15 protein-coding genes are annotated in these 16,578 nt (G+C 53.9%); 4 read left to right on the top strand and 11 right to left on the bottom strand.

All coding sequences use genetic code 11. The features are described from left to right. Nucleotides 1-318: 318 nt before the first annotated feature. The 4 genes from epd (at nt 319) to mscS (ending at nt 4,764) form a co-directional block, all read left to right on the top strand. A complete protein-coding gene (gene epd, locus A6301_RS19905) occupies nt 319-1,335 on the top strand; it encodes an erythrose-4-phosphate dehydrogenase (protein WP_107169240.1) in 1,017 nt (338 codons plus the stop codon). Nucleotides 1,336-1,407: 72 nt separating this feature from the next. After that, on the top strand, nt 1,408-2,571 hold the full coding sequence (gene pgk / locus A6301_RS19900) for a phosphoglycerate kinase (protein ID WP_107169239.1): 1,164 nt from the start codon (nt 1,408-1,410) through the stop codon (nt 2,569-2,571). Between the two features lie 138 nt (nt 2,572-2,709). Further along, complete coding sequence (gene fbaA / locus A6301_RS19895; RefSeq protein ID WP_107169238.1) at nt 2,710-3,786, top strand: class II fructose-bisphosphate aldolase; 1,077 nt, start codon at nt 2,710-2,712, stop codon at nt 3,784-3,786. Nucleotides 3,787-3,912: 126 nt separating this feature from the next. Beyond that, a complete protein-coding gene (mscS, locus tag A6301_RS19890) occupies nt 3,913-4,764 on the top strand; it encodes a small-conductance mechanosensitive channel MscS (RefSeq protein WP_107169237.1) in 852 nt (283 codons plus the stop codon). A 46-nt stretch (nt 4,765-4,810) separates the two neighbouring features. On the opposite strand, the gene araD is transcribed toward mscS, so the two are convergent. The 11 genes from araD to A6301_RS19835 all read right to left on the bottom strand — a co-directional run bounded on the left by araD (nt 4,811) and on the right by A6301_RS19835 (nt 16,414). Continuing rightward, nucleotides 4,811-5,512, bottom strand: coding sequence for an L-ribulose-5-phosphate 4-epimerase (gene araD / locus A6301_RS19885; RefSeq protein ID WP_107169236.1), 702 nt, complete (start codon nt 5,510-5,512; stop codon nt 4,811-4,813). Further along, nucleotides 5,506-6,366 carry an L-ribulose-5-phosphate 3-epimerase gene (locus tag A6301_RS19880; RefSeq protein WP_107169235.1) on the bottom strand — a complete coding sequence of 287 codons (861 nt, stop codon included), beginning with the start codon at nt 6,364-6,366 and terminating at the stop codon, nt 5,506-5,508. Before A6301_RS19880 ends, araD begins: the two co-directional genes overlap by 7 nt. Nucleotide 6,367: 1 nt before the next feature. Then, nucleotides 6,368-7,024 (bottom strand): 3-keto-L-gulonate-6-phosphate decarboxylase UlaD, encoded by a 657-nt coding sequence (gene ulaD, locus A6301_RS19875; RefSeq protein ID WP_234258556.1) that lies wholly within the window; start codon nt 7,022-7,024, stop codon nt 6,368-6,370. Continuing rightward, nucleotides 7,021-8,529 (bottom strand): FGGY-family carbohydrate kinase, encoded by a 1,509-nt coding sequence (locus A6301_RS19870; protein ID WP_234258555.1) that lies wholly within the window; start codon nt 8,527-8,529, stop codon nt 7,021-7,023. Before A6301_RS19870 ends, ulaD begins: the two co-directional genes overlap by 4 nt. Next, nucleotides 8,526-9,827, bottom strand: a complete 1,302-nt coding sequence (locus tag A6301_RS19865; RefSeq protein WP_234258554.1) for an MFS transporter — start codon at nt 9,825-9,827, stop codon at nt 8,526-8,528. The genes A6301_RS19870 and A6301_RS19865 overlap by 4 nt, the downstream gene beginning before the upstream one ends. 121 nt (nt 9,828-9,948) lie before the next feature. Beyond that, a complete protein-coding gene (locus tag A6301_RS19860) occupies nt 9,949-10,422 on the bottom strand; it encodes a YhcH/YjgK/YiaL family protein (protein ID WP_107169231.1) in 474 nt (157 codons plus the stop codon). 14 nt (nt 10,423-10,436) lie between these two features. Beyond that, complete coding sequence (gene yiaK, locus A6301_RS19855) at nt 10,437-11,435, bottom strand: 3-dehydro-L-gulonate 2-dehydrogenase (protein WP_234258553.1); 999 nt, start codon at nt 11,433-11,435, stop codon at nt 10,437-10,439. Between the two features lie 256 nt (nt 11,436-11,691). Then, on the bottom strand, nt 11,692-12,537 hold the full coding sequence (locus A6301_RS19850) for an SMP-30/gluconolactonase/LRE family protein (RefSeq protein WP_234258552.1): 846 nt from the start codon (nt 12,535-12,537) through the stop codon (nt 11,692-11,694). Nucleotides 12,538-12,551: 14 nt separating this feature from the next. Then, nucleotides 12,552-13,652, bottom strand: coding sequence for a substrate-binding domain-containing protein (locus A6301_RS19845; protein WP_234258551.1), 1,101 nt, complete (start codon nt 13,650-13,652; stop codon nt 12,552-12,554). Nucleotides 13,653-13,666: 14 nt separating this feature from the next. Further along, nucleotides 13,667-14,797: an ABC transporter permease gene (locus tag A6301_RS19840; RefSeq protein WP_005973142.1), complete on the bottom strand. Its 1,131-nt coding sequence runs from the start codon at nt 14,795-14,797 to the stop codon at nt 13,667-13,669. Nucleotides 14,798-14,884: 87 nt separating this feature from the next. Then, nucleotides 14,885-16,414, bottom strand: coding sequence for a sugar ABC transporter ATP-binding protein (locus A6301_RS19835; RefSeq protein ID WP_234258550.1), 1,530 nt, complete (start codon nt 16,412-16,414; stop codon nt 14,885-14,887). Between the last annotated feature and the right edge of the window lie 164 nt (nt 16,415-16,578).

Genomic DNA, 16,578 nt, shown 5'->3' with positions numbered 1-16,578 from the left:
GTAATTACGCCGCGTTAATCCTGATATAAGAAGCCGTCAGCTAACACTGGCGGCTTTTTTTCGTCTTTAATTTGCTCCGCAGCTCTGCACATTTTGCCCTCTCTCCAACTCCCGCTTTTTTAGTTTTATGACGTAGGTCACTCTTCTGGTGTGTGCCAAACGAGAATATTTCTTTTATGCATTAATTCGTTTATGCTAGCTGAAGCGTTTCAGTTGTTGTGCTGACGGCGTTCTGCCAGGGGTTCTCTGGTGTCTAAGAAGGGTATATTCTATGCGCTGGGCATACCTGCAATGACATAAGGAACCACAAAGAACGCCATGACGATCCGTATTGCGATAAACGGTTTTGGCCGCATCGGCCGCAGTGTTTTACGTGCGTTGTATGAATCAGGCCGCCGAGCTGAGATTACCGTGGTGGCGATTAACGAGTTGGCGAGCGCGGAAGGCATGGCGCATTTGCTCAAGTACGACTCCAGCCACGGCCGTTTTTCGTGGGATGTGCGTCAGGAATGCGACCAGCTTTATGTCGGTGATGATTGTATTCGTCTGTTGCATCAGGCAGAGATCCAGGCATTGCCCTGGCGAGAACTCGGTGTAGATATCGTACTGGATTGCAGCGGTGTTTACGGTAGCCGGGAAGATGGCGAAGCCCATCTGGCGGCAGGTGCGAAGAAAGTGCTGTTTTCTCATCCGGGAACGGCGGATTTGGATGCTACGGTGGTGTTTGGCGTCAATCACCATCAGTTGGAAAGCGGGCATCGCATTGTTTCGAATGCGTCCTGCACGACCAACTGCATTATCCCGGTGATCAAACTACTGGATGATGCCTTCGGGATCGAAAATGGCACGGTGACGACGATTCACTCATCGATGAACGATCAACCGGTGATCGATGCTTATCATCACGATCTGCGGCGCACACGCGCTGCCAGCCAGTCGATCATTCCGGTAGATACCAAACTGTCGGCGGGGATCACCCGTATTTTTCCGCAGTTTGTCGATCGCTTTGAAGCGATATCGGTGCGGGTGCCGACGATTAACGTCACGGCAATTGATCTGAGCGTTAGCGTCAGGAAAGCCGTAAACGTGAATGAAATTAATGCACTATTGCAAAAATCAGCGCATGAGTCGTTTCGTGGTATAGTTGATTATACTGAATTGCCGCTGGTGTCGGCTGATTTTAACCACGATCCGCACAGTGCCATTGTCGACGGCACGCAGACACGGGTCAGTGGTCAGCACCTGATTAAAACATTAGTCTGGTGCGATAACGAATGGGGCTTTGCCAACCGGATGTTGGATACAACACGGGCGATGGCAGCCTGCGGTTTCTAGTACGACGGTGGCGATCAGGGGTCGCTATCTCGCTCAAGCAACTTTAAAAGAGAATCAACAAGAGGATTCACCATGTCTGTAATTAAGATGACCGATCTGGATCTGGCTGGTAAACGTGTTCTTATTCGTGCGGATCTGAACGTACCAGTAAAAGAAGGGAAAGTGACGTCTGATGCGCGCATCCGTGCCTCTCTGCCGACCATCGAAATTGCGCTAAAACAAGGCGCTCGCGTTATGGTCACGTCCCACTTGGGACGTCCGACCGAAGGTGAGTACAACGAAGAGTTTTCTCTGCTGCCTGTCGTTGACTACCTGAAAGAGAAACTGTCTTCTCCTGTACGTCTGGCGAAAGACTATCTTGATGGTGTTGATGTCGCCGAAGGCGAGCTGGTTGTACTGGAAAACGTCCGCTTTAACAAAGGCGAGAAGAAAGACGACGAAGTCCTGTCCAAGAAATACGCGGCGCTGTGCGATGTATTCGTCATGGATGCCTTCGGTACGGCACACCGTGCGCAGGCTTCAACCCACGGCGTGGGTAAATTTGCGTCTATCGCCTGTGCGGGCCCGCTGCTGTCTGGTGAACTGGAAGCGCTGGGTAAAGCATTGAGCGAGCCAGCACGTCCGATGGTTGCTATCGTAGGTGGTTCTAAAGTTTCCACTAAACTGACGGTACTGGATTCCCTGTCTAAAATCGCCGATCAGCTGATCGTCGGCGGCGGTATTGCCAACACCTTCGTTGCCGCACAAGGCCACAACGTGGGTAAATCTCTGTACGAAGCCGATCTGATTTCTGAAGCGAAGAAGCTGCTGGAAACCTGCGATATTCCTGTACCGAGCGATGTGCGCGTGGCGTCAGAATTCTCTGAAACTGCAACGGCAACGCTGAAGTCTGTTACCGCAATCAAAGATGAAGAACAGATTCTGGATCTGGGTGATGTTTCCGCAGAGCGTCTGGCTGAGATTCTGAAAAATGCCAAGACCATCCTGTGGAATGGCCCGGTTGGCGTCTTCGAATTCCCGAATTTCCGTAAAGGAACCGAGACCATCGCTCGCGCTATCGCAGAGAGCGATGCATTCTCTATTGCAGGCGGCGGCGATACGCTGGCTGCGATCGATCTGTTTGGTATTGCAGATAAAATCTCCTACATTTCTACCGGTGGCGGTGCATTCCTCGAATTTGTCGAAGGGAAAAAACTGCCAGCAGTTGTTATGCTGGAAGAACGCGCTAAGCAGTAATTTAAGGTAAGGGCTGATTTTTTCCCTTTCCTAGGGCTGTCTCGACATGGGGTTGTTGCAACATCATGTCGGGATGGCCTGTCGATTGAACATCGATTTCTCTAACCCCTCCACGGCCAACGAAACGGGACACGTAACATGTCTAAAATTTTTGATTTCGTAAAACCCGGTGTCATCACAGGTGATGACGTTCAGAAAGTTTTCGCAGTAGCAAAAGAAAACAAATTCGCTTTGCCAGCAGTGAACTGTGTCGGTACCGACTCAATCAATGCTGTGCTGGAAGCCGCAGCCAAAGTACGCGCGCCGGTCATCGTTCAGTTCTCTAACGGCGGAGCAGCGTTCACCGCAGGTAAGGGCCTGAAAGCGGAAGGCCAGAAGGCGGCAATTTTGGGTGCGATCTCTGGCGCTCATCATGTTCACCAAATGGCTGAACATTATGGTATTCCGGTAATTCTGCACACTGACCACTGTGCGAAAAAACTGCTGCCATGGATCGATGGCCTGCTGGATGCGGGTGAAAAACACTTCGCTGCTACCGGCAAACCGCTGTTCTCTTCTCACATGATTGACCTGTCTGAAGAGTCTCTGGAAGAGAACATCGAAATCTGCTCTAAATATTTGGCGCGTATGGCCAAAATCGATATGACCCTGGAAATCGAACTGGGTTGCACCGGTGGTGAAGAAGACGGTGTGGATAACAGCCACATGGACGCTTCTGCTCTGTACACCCAGCCAGAAGATGTTGACTATGCGTACACCAAACTGAACGCGATCAGCCCACGTTTCACTATCGCTGCCTCTTTCGGTAACGTGCATGGCGTATACAAGCCAGGTAACGTGAAGTTGACCCCGACCATCCTGCGTGATTCTCAGGAATATGTTTCCAAGAAACATAACCTGCCGCACAACAGCCTGGACTTCGTGTTCCACGGTGGTTCTGGTTCCAGCGCTCAGGAAATCAAAGACTCCGTTAGCTATGGCGTAGTGAAAATGAACATCGATACCGACACCCAGTGGGCAACGTGGGAAGGTATCCTGAAATACTACAAAGAAAACGAAGCTTACCTGCAAGGCCAATTGGGCAACCCGAAAGGCGACGATCAGCCGAACAAGAAATACTATGATCCACGTGTGTGGCTGCGTTCCGCTCAGGCGAGCATGGTTACGCGTCTGGAGCAGGCCTTCAAAGAGCTGAATGCTGTTGATGTGCTGTAAGTAAGACGACGTAAGTATGGTTTGATATTAAGACTCCTAAGGGAGTCTTAATTTTTGGGGCCGATGTTGCGGTTTCTGCTATCGACGTTATGCTTTCCCGGTGATTAAGAAAACAGGAGCGTTTAAATGGAAGAACTTAATACGGGATTGGATCAGGCAGGGAACTGGTTGGTGGCACATCAGAACTTGTTTTTGCAGTATGCCGTGAATATTGTCGCCGCATTAGTGATCCTTATTGTTGGTTTGGTGATCGCGCGGATCGTCTCTGGCACCATCAATAAACTGATGATTAGCCGTTCTATCGATTCAACCGTGGCTGATTTCCTGTCTGCGCTGGTGCGTTATGGCATTATCGCGTTTACGCTGATTGCGGTATTGAGCCGGGTTGGCGTACAGACTGCATCGGTGATTGCCGTGTTGGGTGCGGCGGGCTTGGCTGTCGGTTTGGCATTACAGGGCTCGTTAGCCAACTTTGCTGCCGGTGTGTTGTTAGTGATCTTCCGGCCTTTCCGTACTGGAGAATGGGTCGATTTGGGCGGCGTATCTGGCTCGGTTACGCAGGTGCAGATCTTCTCGACGACGCTACGTACCTCTGACGGCAAAATTATCGTGGTGCCGAATGGCAAGATCATTGCGGGTAATATCATCAACAGCTCACGTGAACCCGATCGCCGTACCGAAATTATTGTTGGTGTAGCCTATGATGCTGACATTGATGTAGTGAAAAAGCTGTTGGGCGATATTGTTGCCGCAGACGATCGTATTCAGCATGACAAAGGCGTTACGATCCGCCTGAATGAAATGGCAGCATCGTCGCTGAATTTTGTGGTATGGGTATGGACGACCAACGGTAATGCGCAGGCGGTGTACTGGGATCTGTTGGAAAGCTTTAAGCGTGTACTAGACGAACATCGTATTGGCATTCCTTACCCGCAGATGGATGTACACCTGCATAAGGTTCAAGAACGCGCTGAATAATAGATAATATGACAGGGGCCGAATGGCCCCTGATTGATCCCTGCCTTTACTGTCCGTAATAGGCGTTTTTACCATGCTTGCGCAGGTAGTGCTTGTCCAGCAGAACTTGCTGCATAGCGGTAATACCCGGTGTCAGCTGGCGTGAAAAAATTCCCATATAGGCTATCTCTTCCAACACCACCGCATTATGCACTGCGTTGTGTGCATCTTTGCCCCAGGCGAACGGGCCGTGGGCATTGACCAGCACAGCAGGAATGTCTGTCGGGCTGATTCCGCGCTGGCGGAACGTTTCTATAATGACGTTGCCCGTTTCCTGCTCATAGTGCTGCGCAATTTCGTCCTGTGTCATCAATCGCGTACAGGGGATGGCACCGTAGAAATAGTCGGCATGCGTGGTGCCCCAGGCGGGCAGATCCAGCCCTGCCTGTGCCCAGATGGTGGCGTGGCGCGAGTGCGTATGGACGATGCCGCCGATCTCGGTAAAAGCACGGTATAGCGCCAGGTGTGTCGCCGTATCCGAGGACGGCTTTTTGTTACCTTCGAGGGTCTGCCCGGAGGCCAGATCGACCACGACCATATCCTCTACGGCCATATGTTCGTACTCCACGCCTGACGGTTTGATGACCACCAGACCGCGGTCGCGATCCACGACGCTGACGTTACCCCAGGTGAACGTCACCAGATTGTGACGCGGTAAATCCAGATTTGCTTCCAGAACCTGTTGTTTAAGCTGTTGTAACGTTAGCATGGCATTCCCCCTTGTTGCATTTTCTGTTCGATCCAGCGGCGCGCCTGAACAATTTCGGCGACCGGTTCATCAGCCTTCTCCGTCCACATTTCAATCAAGAACGCACCGCGATAATTGAGTGCTTTCAGCGTGCTAAAAACGGAAACGAAATCCACACAGCCTTCACCAAATGGCACGTCGCGGAACTGTCCGGGCGAGGTTGCGGTAACGGCTAAGGTGTCTTTCAGATGAATAGCGGCGATGCGATCGATACCCAGTTGTAATTCTTGCGTGACATTGTTGCCCCAGGCGCTGAGGTTGCCGACGTCTGGGTAGACGGTAAACCACGGCGAAGCCAGGCAGGCATCCCAGGCTTTCCACTTACTGATCGAGTTCATAAAGGCGGTATCCATGATCTCCACGGACAGCATCACCTGCGCGGCAGCGGCACGTTCAACCGCCCATTGCATACCTTCGGTAAAGCGAGCGAGCGTGCTTTCATCCTGCTGCTCGTAATAGACGTCATACCCAGCGAGCTGAATAGTGCGGATGCCCACGTCGTTGGCCAGTTGAATAGCCTGCTCCATGATCGTAAAGGCGCGCTGGCGTAGTGCCTCGTCATGGCTGCCGAACGGAAAACGCCGATGCCCGGATAAGCACATCGAAGGGATGCGAATGCCGGTTTCCAGCATCGCATTGACCAACGAGAGCCGCTGCTCCTTACTCCACAGCAGGCGAGCCAGACGCTCATCGCTTTCGTCTACCGACATTTCAACAAAGTCAAAACCACAGGCTTTTGCCAGCGCCAGGCGCTCTGGCCAGGTCAGGTGTTTCGGCAGGGCTTTTTCATAAATACCTAATGGGTGTTGGCGCATATTAAGGCCTCCAGATGGCGTCAATGGCGGTACGGAATTGGCGAGCCGAGTTTACTGGGTCAGATGCATCCGCCAGCGCTCGTCCGGCAATGAATGCAGTGACGGCGATATCACGGAATAGCGGCAGATCCGCAGGGGTGATCCCTCCGGTGATAGACAGTTCGATGCCGAGGTCTGAGAGGGCTTTCATCATGTCCAGATCTTGCTGACCCCAGGTTTGGCCGCTGGCCTGCGCATCGCGGCCACGGTGGTAAATCGCCTGTTTGATGCCCAACGCACGCCACGCTTTGGCATCTTCCAGCGTCCAGCGCCCGAATAGCTCTATCTGGATCTCTCCCCGATGACGCTCTGCCACTTCCCGTGCGCTGGCCATGGTGGGCAGCGGGGCGGCGCAGATCACGGTCATCCAGTTTGCGCCGTGAGAAAAGGCTTGCTCCGCCAGCGTTGCGCCCGCGTCAGCGACTTTCAAATCGGCCACCAGCACATGGTGAGGGCAGCGCTGGCGCAGTTGGTTGACGGCCTGAATACCTGCGCTGATGCACAAAATGGTGCCCGCCTCGATGATGTCAACATAAGGGTGGAGTAATTCCACGGTAGTGAGGGCGGCATCCAGTCGGGTGTGGTCGAGCGCCAGTTGCAGGCGGGGTTGCGTGGTCATGGTTTCTCCTTACCGGCGGGTTGCAGCGCTTTTAACGCGTCGACGAGCGCCTGATAGTGTTGGTATTTTTTGTCGTAGGCCGTGCGAACGTGTTCATCTGGGGTAAGGCGTGTAATGCGTGGTGAGAGTGCCTGCTGAGCGGCAGTGAAATCGCTAAAGGCACCGTTGCCGACCATCGCCGCCATCGCCGCACCCAGACAGCCGGTTTCTTCTACCTGTGGGAGCTCGACAGGCAGGCCACTGATGTCCGCGAACATCTGCATCCAAGGGATAGACTTGGCAGGGCCGCCGGTGATGCGCAACGCGTCCACGTGAGGGAAGCGCTGACGCATACGATTCAGGTGCGCCATGTGGCAGAACACCACGCCTTCGTAAATGGCCTGAACAAGGTGTTCTCGCTGGTGGAACGCTTGCAGGCCGTAGAAGCTGGCGCTGAGCCCTAATCCGGCGTTGGAGCCATACAAAAACGGGACAAACAGTAGGGGGCTGCCTGCTTTAGGCAGCTCCGAAACCCAGCGGTTGAGCTGAGCATAATCAACCCCTAAACCGTCGCTCAGCCGCCATTGTTGGCAGAACCATTCCAGATTGGCGGCAGACGTAGGACTGGCTTCATGCACGATGTAACGGCCTGCTTCCGCATGGCGGCCATACACAAAGGGATGGTCGTAGCCATCGGCGAGCGTGTCGGTGATGCCGCTGGTGACAGACCATGTTCCCATCACCGCATTGAGTCGGGTTTCGTCCTGAAGGCCTGCGCACAGGGCGGTAGAAACCACGTCGAATAATCCGCCGACGACGGGGGTTCCTGCCCGCAGTCCGGTGAGCTGTGCTGCTTCTGGGGTAATTCGGCCTGCGATATCAGCAGAACTGATAAGCGGCGGTAAAGCCTCGATGATTTCTGCAATCCCGAGCTGTTCTGCCAGCGCGGGATCGTAGCGGCCCGTGTCCATGTTGTAGAGATTGGATTCGGAGATATTGGTTTCTTCACAAGCCCGTTCTCCGGTCAGGCAGAAACGCAGATAGTCGTGTGCCATGAACAGCGTACCGATTTGTGCATAGCGTGTCGGCTGGTGGTCTTTAAGCCACCGCAGTAGCGAAACCGGATGGCCTGTCCACAGCGTCTGACGGGTCTGAGGATAAAGCGCTTGCGGTATCCCCGCCTGCTGCCACGCCAGAACCTGTTCACGTGCGCGCTGATCGGATGACAGCATCGCATTACCTAGCGGCTTGTCATGCTTATCCAGCAAGAATAACCCTTTGCCTTGGGCAGAGATCCCTACGCCGGAAATGGCGCTGGCGGGGATTGCCGCTCTGCCCAGCAGTTCGCGAATAACCTCGGCAGCGGTCTGCCACAGGGTGTGCAGGTCGCGCTCAGCCCAACCGGGCTGCGGTGTGGTAATTGGCAGATTACGGCGTGCGATGCCGTACTCTGTTCCGGTGACGTCATAGATCCCGGCTTTGATAAAAGTGCCGCCGCAGTCGAGCCCCAGAAAATAGTCCGTCATGCTGCCTCCGTGGACTCATCGCAGCGCGGTGGCAGCATCATGGCCAGTACAGCGGCAATCGCCAGCGAGATAGCCAAACTGTAGACGCCAACGTCTTTGTTAAAGGCTGAAATCAGGACGCCGACCATATAAGGGCCGCAGAAGCCACCGAGATTACCGAGCGCGTTAATGACACCGCGCGCGCCGCCAGCGACTTCGGCATCAAACAGCTTGGGAGGAATGGTCCAGAACACGCCCGCAGCCGCCTGAATGAAGACGCCACAGCCGACTAGCGCGGCATAGGACCACCAGATATGGCTTTTGAGCAAGACGGACAGCGCCATGCAGATAGCAAAACAGGCGAGCGGTAGTGCGACGAAGACTTTACGTTTTCCTGAGTTATCGGACAGATAGGAGATCGTGAACATGCCGACGATCGCACCGATATAAGGCAAAATAGCCAGCATACCGACCTGTTCCATATTGCCGTTGGTCAGCCCTTTCAGGATGGTGGGCAACCACAGGGTGTAGCCGTAAATACCTGTCTGGTAAAAGAAATTTACCAAAATTAACTGCCACATCAGCTTTTCGCGCAGTACCCGGCTTAGGGAGGCATTACGGACGGTTTTGCCTTGCAGAGCCGCTTGTTCTTCCTGCAACGTTTTGATCAGATACTCTTTTTCTGCCTGTGAAATCCATTTCGCTTCCTGCGGGCGGTTGCTGATGGTAAACCACCACAGCAGCATAACCACCAGCGAGAATCCTCCCTCCACCAGAAACAGCATGCGCCAATCCCAGGTTGTGATGACCCAGCCAGAAAGCGGGGCGGTCAAAATTCCGGCGATGGGCACAAACATGATGACAATCGCGTTGGCGCGGCCACGCTCTTTATCTGGGAACCAGTTGCTGATCATCGTGAGCACCACCGGGAGCATGCCGCCTTCAGATACCCCCAGCGCAAAGCGTAAAAACAGCAACTGATACTGATTGGTCACCAGACCGGTTAACACCGAAATGACGGCCCAGGCCAGCAGTGACCAGCCGATAAATTTTTTACCGTTGCCGTGTACGGCGAGTTTGCCGCCCGGCACTTGTAAAAACAGATAGCCGATGAAGAAGATCCCGCCTGCGAGTCCGGCCATCGATGCCGTAATACCCAGTTCGTCATCCATACCGCCCGGCATCGCGAAGGCAATGTTGACGCGGTCCATATAGGAAATAATGCAGGTAATCAAAATGGGCGGTACGATCCGCAACCAGCGTAATCGAGGAATGTTTGCTGCTGTGGGCTGGTTAGAAGAAATCGTAGCTGTATTCATATCACTTTACCCTTCAACATGTTGCGTGCATGGCGTGCTTCACTTTGGGCTTTTTCGCGCGTAGCGATCCCCGCACATGCCCGCAGGCATGTGTCGCGTTACATGGCAAAATCAGAAACGATTAGGGAGCGTGAAAGTGTGCCATCGGTATCTTCACCACCACTTTGCGGATTGCGCAGGGCTGCTCGTGAATGCAGGCTGGACGATGCACATCCTGAGGAAAGAACACGGCAAAGTTGCCGGAATGCATGGTCAGCCAGGACTCGTCATCAACATCCTGATAGAACAAGATGTCGCGTGCTTCGTTCCATTCCTGATGTACCGGATTACGGCCGTTGTCCGTTACCACGCCGATCCGTTCGGTTCCGCTGACTAAAAATTGCACATCGATATTGTGACGATGGACTTCAGGACGTAAGTCACTTTTAGTCTGCGTGTGTAGATCCAGTACCTGAACGGTATAGCCTGTCTCTTCATCAAGGTAGCGACCAGCCGGTAAGGCGCTGAAGTCGGTTTTTTGCAGGTAGGCCAGCGCACGGGCGACGGGCGCAGGGTGCTGACCAAAAACGGTATTGTCGATATGACCGAAGATCATGGGACGTCTCCTTGTTAAAGCGCCTGAATACGTGCCCACACCCGTTCATCAACCGGGATGCCGTCGCGCAAGTTTTCTTCGCGAATACGCGGAAACTTATGGCCCGGCAGACGGATGGCGACATCAGGTTGGGTACGCTCGGCGCTGGTGATGTAATCCATTATGCGTTTCAGTTTTTCATCGCGGGTTTTGCCGTCGATCAACCTATCGATCTCAATGGCGATGAAGACCTGCGATACGCCGTATTCGTCGCGATGATCTTCTGTGACTTCTGCGACGGAGGCACCGCCGGACAGTAGGGTGGCGATCATGTCCAGCACAATAGACAGTGCCGATCCTTTCCAGTAGCCCGCCGGGAGGATGCGTCGGTTCTCCTCGATAATGGCTGGATCGCGGGTCAAATTACCGTCGTTGTCGAACCCACCATCAACGGGCAAGGTCTTGCCTGCCAGTCGGTTTATCTCTAGCGCGCCATAGGAAAACATCGACATCGACATATCCACCATGGTGATCGGATTTCCGGGGACGGCGACGATCAGCGGATTAGTACCGATGCGGCAGGTTTTTGCTCCCCACGGTGGCATAACGGCGATCGAATTAGTCCAGCAAATACCGATATAGCCTTTCTCGGCTGCCTGCCAGCCATAGCCGCCGCCGCGCATCCAGTGGTTAGCATTGCGTAGCGCGACCAGGCCGATACCGTGCGCATCAGCCAACTGCATGGCGCGATCCATCATGCGGCGCGCCGTCAGGTTGCCAATGCCCTGATGGGCATCCCACTGTTCGATAGCACCAAGTGAGAGCAGTTTGCTGGGTTCGGCATCGGGTACGATGTCGCCAGCGTCCAACTGCTGAATAAAGCGTGGGAAGCGGTTTACACCGTGAGAATAAACGCCGTCGGCTGAAGTATCGGCGAACAGCGTCGCGCAGGCATCGGCGGTTTCTTCCGCTACATTGCGCACCAGTAAAACACGTTTGAACTGTTGCTTAAGGTCGTCGTAACTCACTCTCATAACGCGTCTCCATGACGATGGTTAGATTGCTTTTTATTCGTCATATTTCATTATGCGAAATTGCATTTCAAATAAATGCTATACCTGTGCTTGCATGAAGTCAAAACGAGAGAGGGTTAAATTTTGCTTTAAAAACAATTAGTTATTTTAATGTGGTGACTTTGTGATCGGTGCCGCATTTTGGTCGGTACACAGAGTACAGGCGTGAGAAAGCAGGGGGAGAGACTCCCCCTGTTAACTACCCACAGGCGTGGTTTTACCGGTACGACTCTACCCCGATACGGTAAAGCGACGTTGTTGCCGTGATGTACAGTTCATTCCCTTCTGGCCCGCCAATGGTGCAGTTGGACACGCACTCCGGTACATCAATTTTGCCGATCTGATGACCATCGGGACTAAAAATCAGGACGCCGTCAGCGCAGCTACAAAACAGATTGCCAGTGCGATCAACACAGAAGCCATCGGGAATGCCCGGCTCGACGCGGGCAAAAAACTGGCCCGCTCCCAGACGCTTTCCCTCAACCGGATAAATTCGCAGATCGCGACGACCCAGCGTGGGGAAATCAATAATCGACATGTCTGCAACATATAAATATTTTTCATCTGGCGAAAAGGCCAGCCCGTTTGGACGCTGGAGATCGCTGGCCGCGATGCTGAGTGAGCCATCGCGCGGATCGAAGCAGTAGACATAGCAGCCAATGACCTGACTTTCTGATTTGTAGCCTTCGTCATCGCTGGTAATGCCATAGGGCGGATCGGTAAACCAGATCGTGCCATCGCTACGGATCGCCACATCGTTGGGCGAGTTGAAGCGTTTCCCGTCAATGCGGTCGACCAGAACGTGAATATCGCCATTGTGCTCACGACGGCTGATACCACGTCGGCCATGCTCGCAGCTCACGACGCGTCCTTGCGCATCAAGTGCATTGCCGTTGGCGTAGTGGGATGGAGAGCGCCAGAGCGTGACGTCGCCAGTACGCGACCAGATAAACATCCGATTTCCTTTTACATCGCTAAAGACCACGGCATCCTGCTGCGGCAACCATACTGGGCCTTCGGCCCAGATGGCGGGAGAACACAGGCGCTCAAGTTGTTGTGTCATGCTGGGCTCTCCACTTATTTCACACCCCAGATTGCCCGGTAATGGCCCTGATAATCATTTTGTGGGTCATACAGGTTGTTATTACCGCCATCGTTCGCGACGTTTTCGGCAGTCACCAAATGTGCCGGGGTGACATAGCCAGAAGGCGGTTGCTTGGCAAAGGCACGGTTAAACTCATCCAGTAACTGCCAGCCGTGCAGTTTCAGGGGCTCAGGCACGGTGGCTGATTGGCTATCGCCGGAGCGAATGCGCTGATAGGCAGAGATGGAACCATCGCCAGCCGAAATGTTGTACGGTGCATTTTTACCGCCTTTCCCAGCCGTTTTTAACGACGGTGCCATGAAATCAAAATACAGATCGTTGATTGCCAGCGAATACTGGAAGCTGTCGCCGTATTTCTGCAACAGACTAAACGTCATGGCAGGCATGCGGTTTGCGGTATCGGCGAGCGGTGTGTCGATGAACTCCACCACCTTGCAGCCGCTACATTTACCGATTTCGTCTTTCATGACGTTGGCTTTATCAAGAGCGATTTGATAAAGGGAATCGGTAAAGATTAAAACATTGGCTTTTCCACCTGATTTAACGACGGCGTATTGTGCGGCGATGCGGGCGACGTCATTCGAATCAGAGGTCACATTGTAGAAAATATCGTATTTAGGCAGCGGCCCCGGTTCGGGTACGGCATGCCACGCTGTCAGAACAATGCCTTGCTGAATGGCTTTCTTTAGCGGGATTTTGGCGACATTTGGGTTCCAGCCGCCAATCACAATGCCATCTGGCTTTTGAGCGATCGCCTGATTGAGCGAGGCCAACTGATCTTTGACCGAGCCGCCGCCGTCCAGCGTTTCTAACTTCCAGCCTGCGGCTTTGGCTGCTTCATTCAGCCCCTGTTGCACGCCTTGAACGCCGCCATTTTTCATATCGGAAGCAATAAAAATAATCTTCTTATTCGGCTGTAACTGCGGCCCCTGAGTCGGGCCATCCCACTGTGTGCTGCTGGCGGTCGCTTTTGCAACGGCCGCTGTTGCCTGATCGAGATAGCTGTCAGCCCACGTTGACTGGCTGCTTAATAACACGGTGGTCAGTCCTGATAACAGCAATAAACGTTTCATAGGGGGTGCTCCTGTTAGGGATGTGTCACGTTATGGTTATTGTTTTCTGGTGGCGTGTTTTTCTGATGAGAAGGTTCCTGGTGGTGGCGCTGGGGTGTGTCAGCCTGACGGCGTTGTACGGCTTTTTGATTCAGTAAGCGGCGGCGCTGGGCGTAGCCTGCCAGCGTGATGGAGAGCAGCAGCGTGGCTCCGTTAAACAACGGTTCCACCCAGAATTCGCCACCAAATTGCTGGATACCGGCGATGCCAATCGCAAGAATGGCGATGCCAATAACCGTTCCCCAGACGTTAACTCGGCCGGGGCGAAGCGTGGTACTGCCAAGGAATGCACCAACCAGCGCAGGCAAGAGATAATCCATACCGACGCTGGCTTGTCCGACGCCTTGTTCTGCGGCGATCAACACGCCGCTAAAGCCTGTCAATACGCTGGACGTGATGAAGGCACCGATAGTAAAACGATTAACGGAAATCCCATTGAGACGTGCTGCGGCCGGATTGCCCCCCACGGCATACATGCAGCGGCCGAGCGGCGTATGTTCAGTGACGAGCCATAAAACGATCGCGACAAGCAGGACATAGAAGGCCACGATAGGGATCCCGCCGATCTCGGTATGGTGCAGAGCAATGAAGGCATCAGGCAGATCGCCGACGATCTGGCGGCCGCCTGAGTGCCACAGGGCGACGGCGTACAGTACGGTGCCAGAACCCAGCGTGGCGACGAAGCTATCGATATCGGCCAATGCCACCAGAATGCCGTTGAGCAAGCCGTATAGCGCGGAAATGACCAGCACTGTCAGCACGGCCATCTGCCATGAGAAGCCGTATTCCACCTGAAGCGTAATCGCCAGAATGTGCCAGAGCACGATGCCGAAACCGACGTTGAGATCGATTTTTCCGACGATCATGGGAATGGTCGCGGCCAGTGCCAGCAGGGCGATTTTGGCTTTACTGGAGAGGATGGCCTGTAGCGTCAACATGGAAGCGAACGATGGCGTGGCAAGTGAAAACAGAATAACCAGCGCGATGCACAGTAACAGCAGGCCATAGCGGGTCAGAATTTGCATCAGCCAGGGGCCGGCACCATCCTGTGCCAGACTCACTCGTTGCTCTAGCGCCGTTGATTTTACTGATGTTTTATTAGACATTATTTTCTTCCTTCGAACAGGTGAGGCTGTGTGAGCGTCTGAATTTTTTTACTGTGGATTCAGTTCGCCTGCGCAATAGCGTGCTATTCAGGCCGAAGCCGTGGTTTCCCCCGTGCTGGCAGACGCCAGTTCCAATAAGTTGGCGAAAGAGACCTGTTGATTTTTGAGTTCGCCGACGACATTGCCCCGATTGAAAACCAGTGCGCGATTGCAAATGTGGGCGATCTCCTCGAAATCATTGGAAATCACCAGCACGGCGACGCCTTCTGCCAGTGACTTGTTTAATAGATGGTAAATTTCTGCACGAGCACCGACATCAACGCCCGCCGTGGGATCTTCGAGGATCAGCAGCGGCGCGCCGAGGTGCATCCAGCGTGCCATCACCACTTTCTGTTGGTTGCCACCAGACAGCGCACTGATGTCGATATTGACGTTTTTGGGGCGAACATCGAACAGTTGTACTTTCCACCAGCTTGCCCCGATCTCTTCGCGACGGCTGTAGCGGGAAAAGAGCTTATGTCCGCTGGCGCAGGGGTTGATAAACAGGTTCTCGCGGACGCTCATCGACATCACTAGACTTTCATTGGTGCGATCGCCTGCGACCAGCGAGACGCCATGAGCCATCGCCTGTTGCGGTGAACTAGCGTGGTAAGGTGCATCACGAAACTGAATTTCTCCGCTGTCGCATTGGCGCAGCCCGAACAGCAAACGACCGATTTCTTCTTGACCCGCGCCGCGCAGACCCGCCAGCGCGAGCATTTCCCCCGGTTGCAGGCTAAAGCTGACCGGGCCGATGTCGCCTACAGTGACGTTTTTTACCTGGAGAACAGGAGAAGAAAGGGCAGGCAAGGGTTCACGCTGATCGCCGGGCATGGCTTCACCCACAATCAACTGCACCAGGTCGCGCAGCGAATAATCCGCCGTTTTACCGCCCGCGACATAGCGACCATCGCGCATGACGCAGACGCGGTCGGCGATGTCGATCACTTCATCCAGTCGGTGAGTGACGTAAATCATGCCCACTTTTTTCGCACGCAGCCGGTTAATCACGGAAAAAAGATGGCGGACATCATTTGCCGGAAGCGACGCGGTGGGTTCATCCAGCACGAGGAGTTCGGCATTCACCGCGACGGCTCGCGCGATGGCGAGTAGCGATTTTTCCGTGCGGGAGAGTTCAAATACGCGGGCATCGGGATCGAGTGCGATCCCCACATCCTGTAGCGCCTGGCTGGCACGCTGACGGATCGCCCGCCAGTCAATTAATCCAAAGCGGCGTGGAAAGCCCATGACCAGCGCCATGTTTTCCGCCACCGTCATCCACTCGATCAGCCCCAGATCCTGATGAATAAACGCAATAGGCTGGAGGCCATCACTTTTTATCGCTGCGGCTGACGCTATGCTGGTTCCACGGAATTGAATATCACCGCCATCGCGGGGGTAGACGCCTGCGAGGACTTTAATAATTGTCGATTTCCCCGCGCCATTTTCGCCCAGCAGCGCGAGCACCTCGCCCGGCATGACCTGAAGGCTGACATCATTAACCGCAATGTTGCCGCCAAAGCGTTTAGTGATGTGGCTAAGCGCAAGTATGGGTTGATCCGCATTGATTTGATTCATGTGATGCGCCCTTGTGTTCAGCACACGCTGCGATGCGGTGCAAAATCGGTAAGCAACCTGTTCCCATTAATTCAGAACGGCATCGCGTCCTGAATGTGATGTGGCAGGAACGAAATTAGTAATATTTTGGCGTTTTAATAATCCGCATATTTCAATATGCGAAA

The sequence above is a fragment of the Pectobacterium sp. IFB5596 genome, assembly GCF_021432585.1.
GTDB classification, from domain to species: Bacteria; Pseudomonadota; Gammaproteobacteria; order Enterobacterales; family Enterobacteriaceae; genus Pectobacterium; species Pectobacterium punjabense.
The sequence above is the reverse complement of the archived record's forward strand: the minus strand, read 5'-3'. Positions and strand labels throughout refer to the sequence as shown.

Excerpts from the sequence above, each read along its gene's own strand:
- A6301_RS19880 (WP_107169235.1), bottom strand. The coding sequence starts at position 6,366 with ATGCGCCAACACCCATTAGGTATTTATGAAAAAGCCCTGCCGAAACAC.
- araD (WP_107169236.1), bottom strand. The coding sequence starts at position 5,512 with ATGCTAACGTTACAACAGCTTAAACAACAGGTTCTGGAAGCAAATCTG.
- A6301_RS19840 (WP_005973142.1), bottom strand. The coding sequence starts at position 14,797 with ATGTCTAATAAAACATCAGTAAAATCAACGGCGCTAGAGCAACGAGTG.
- A6301_RS19845 (WP_234258551.1), bottom strand. The coding sequence starts at position 13,652 with ATGAAACGTTTATTGCTGTTATCAGGACTGACCACCGTGTTATTAAGC.
- mscS (WP_107169237.1), top strand. The coding sequence starts at position 3,913 with ATGGAAGAACTTAATACGGGATTGGATCAGGCAGGGAACTGGTTGGTG.
- yiaK (WP_234258553.1), bottom strand. The coding sequence starts at position 11,435 with ATGAGAGTGAGTTACGACGACCTTAAGCAACAGTTCAAACGTGTTTTA.
- pgk (WP_107169239.1), top strand. The coding sequence starts at position 1,408 with ATGTCTGTAATTAAGATGACCGATCTGGATCTGGCTGGTAAACGTGTT.
- fbaA (WP_107169238.1), top strand. The coding sequence starts at position 2,710 with ATGTCTAAAATTTTTGATTTCGTAAAACCCGGTGTCATCACAGGTGAT.
- ulaD (WP_234258556.1), bottom strand. The coding sequence starts at position 7,024 with ATGACCACGCAACCCCGCCTGCAACTGGCGCTCGACCACACCCGACTG.
- A6301_RS19850 (WP_234258552.1), bottom strand. The coding sequence starts at position 12,537 with ATGACACAACAACTTGAGCGCCTGTGTTCTCCCGCCATCTGGGCCGAA.
- A6301_RS19870 (WP_234258555.1), bottom strand. The coding sequence starts at position 8,529 with ATGACGGACTATTTTCTGGGGCTCGACTGCGGCGGCACTTTTATCAAA.
- A6301_RS19860 (WP_107169231.1), bottom strand. The coding sequence starts at position 10,422 with ATGATCTTCGGTCATATCGACAATACCGTTTTTGGTCAGCACCCTGCG.
- A6301_RS19835 (WP_234258550.1), bottom strand. The coding sequence starts at position 16,414 with ATGAATCAAATCAATGCGGATCAACCCATACTTGCGCTTAGCCACATC.
- A6301_RS19865 (WP_234258554.1), bottom strand. The coding sequence starts at position 9,827 with ATGAATACAGCTACGATTTCTTCTAACCAGCCCACAGCAGCAAACATT.
- epd (WP_107169240.1), top strand. The coding sequence starts at position 319 with ATGACGATCCGTATTGCGATAAACGGTTTTGGCCGCATCGGCCGCAGT.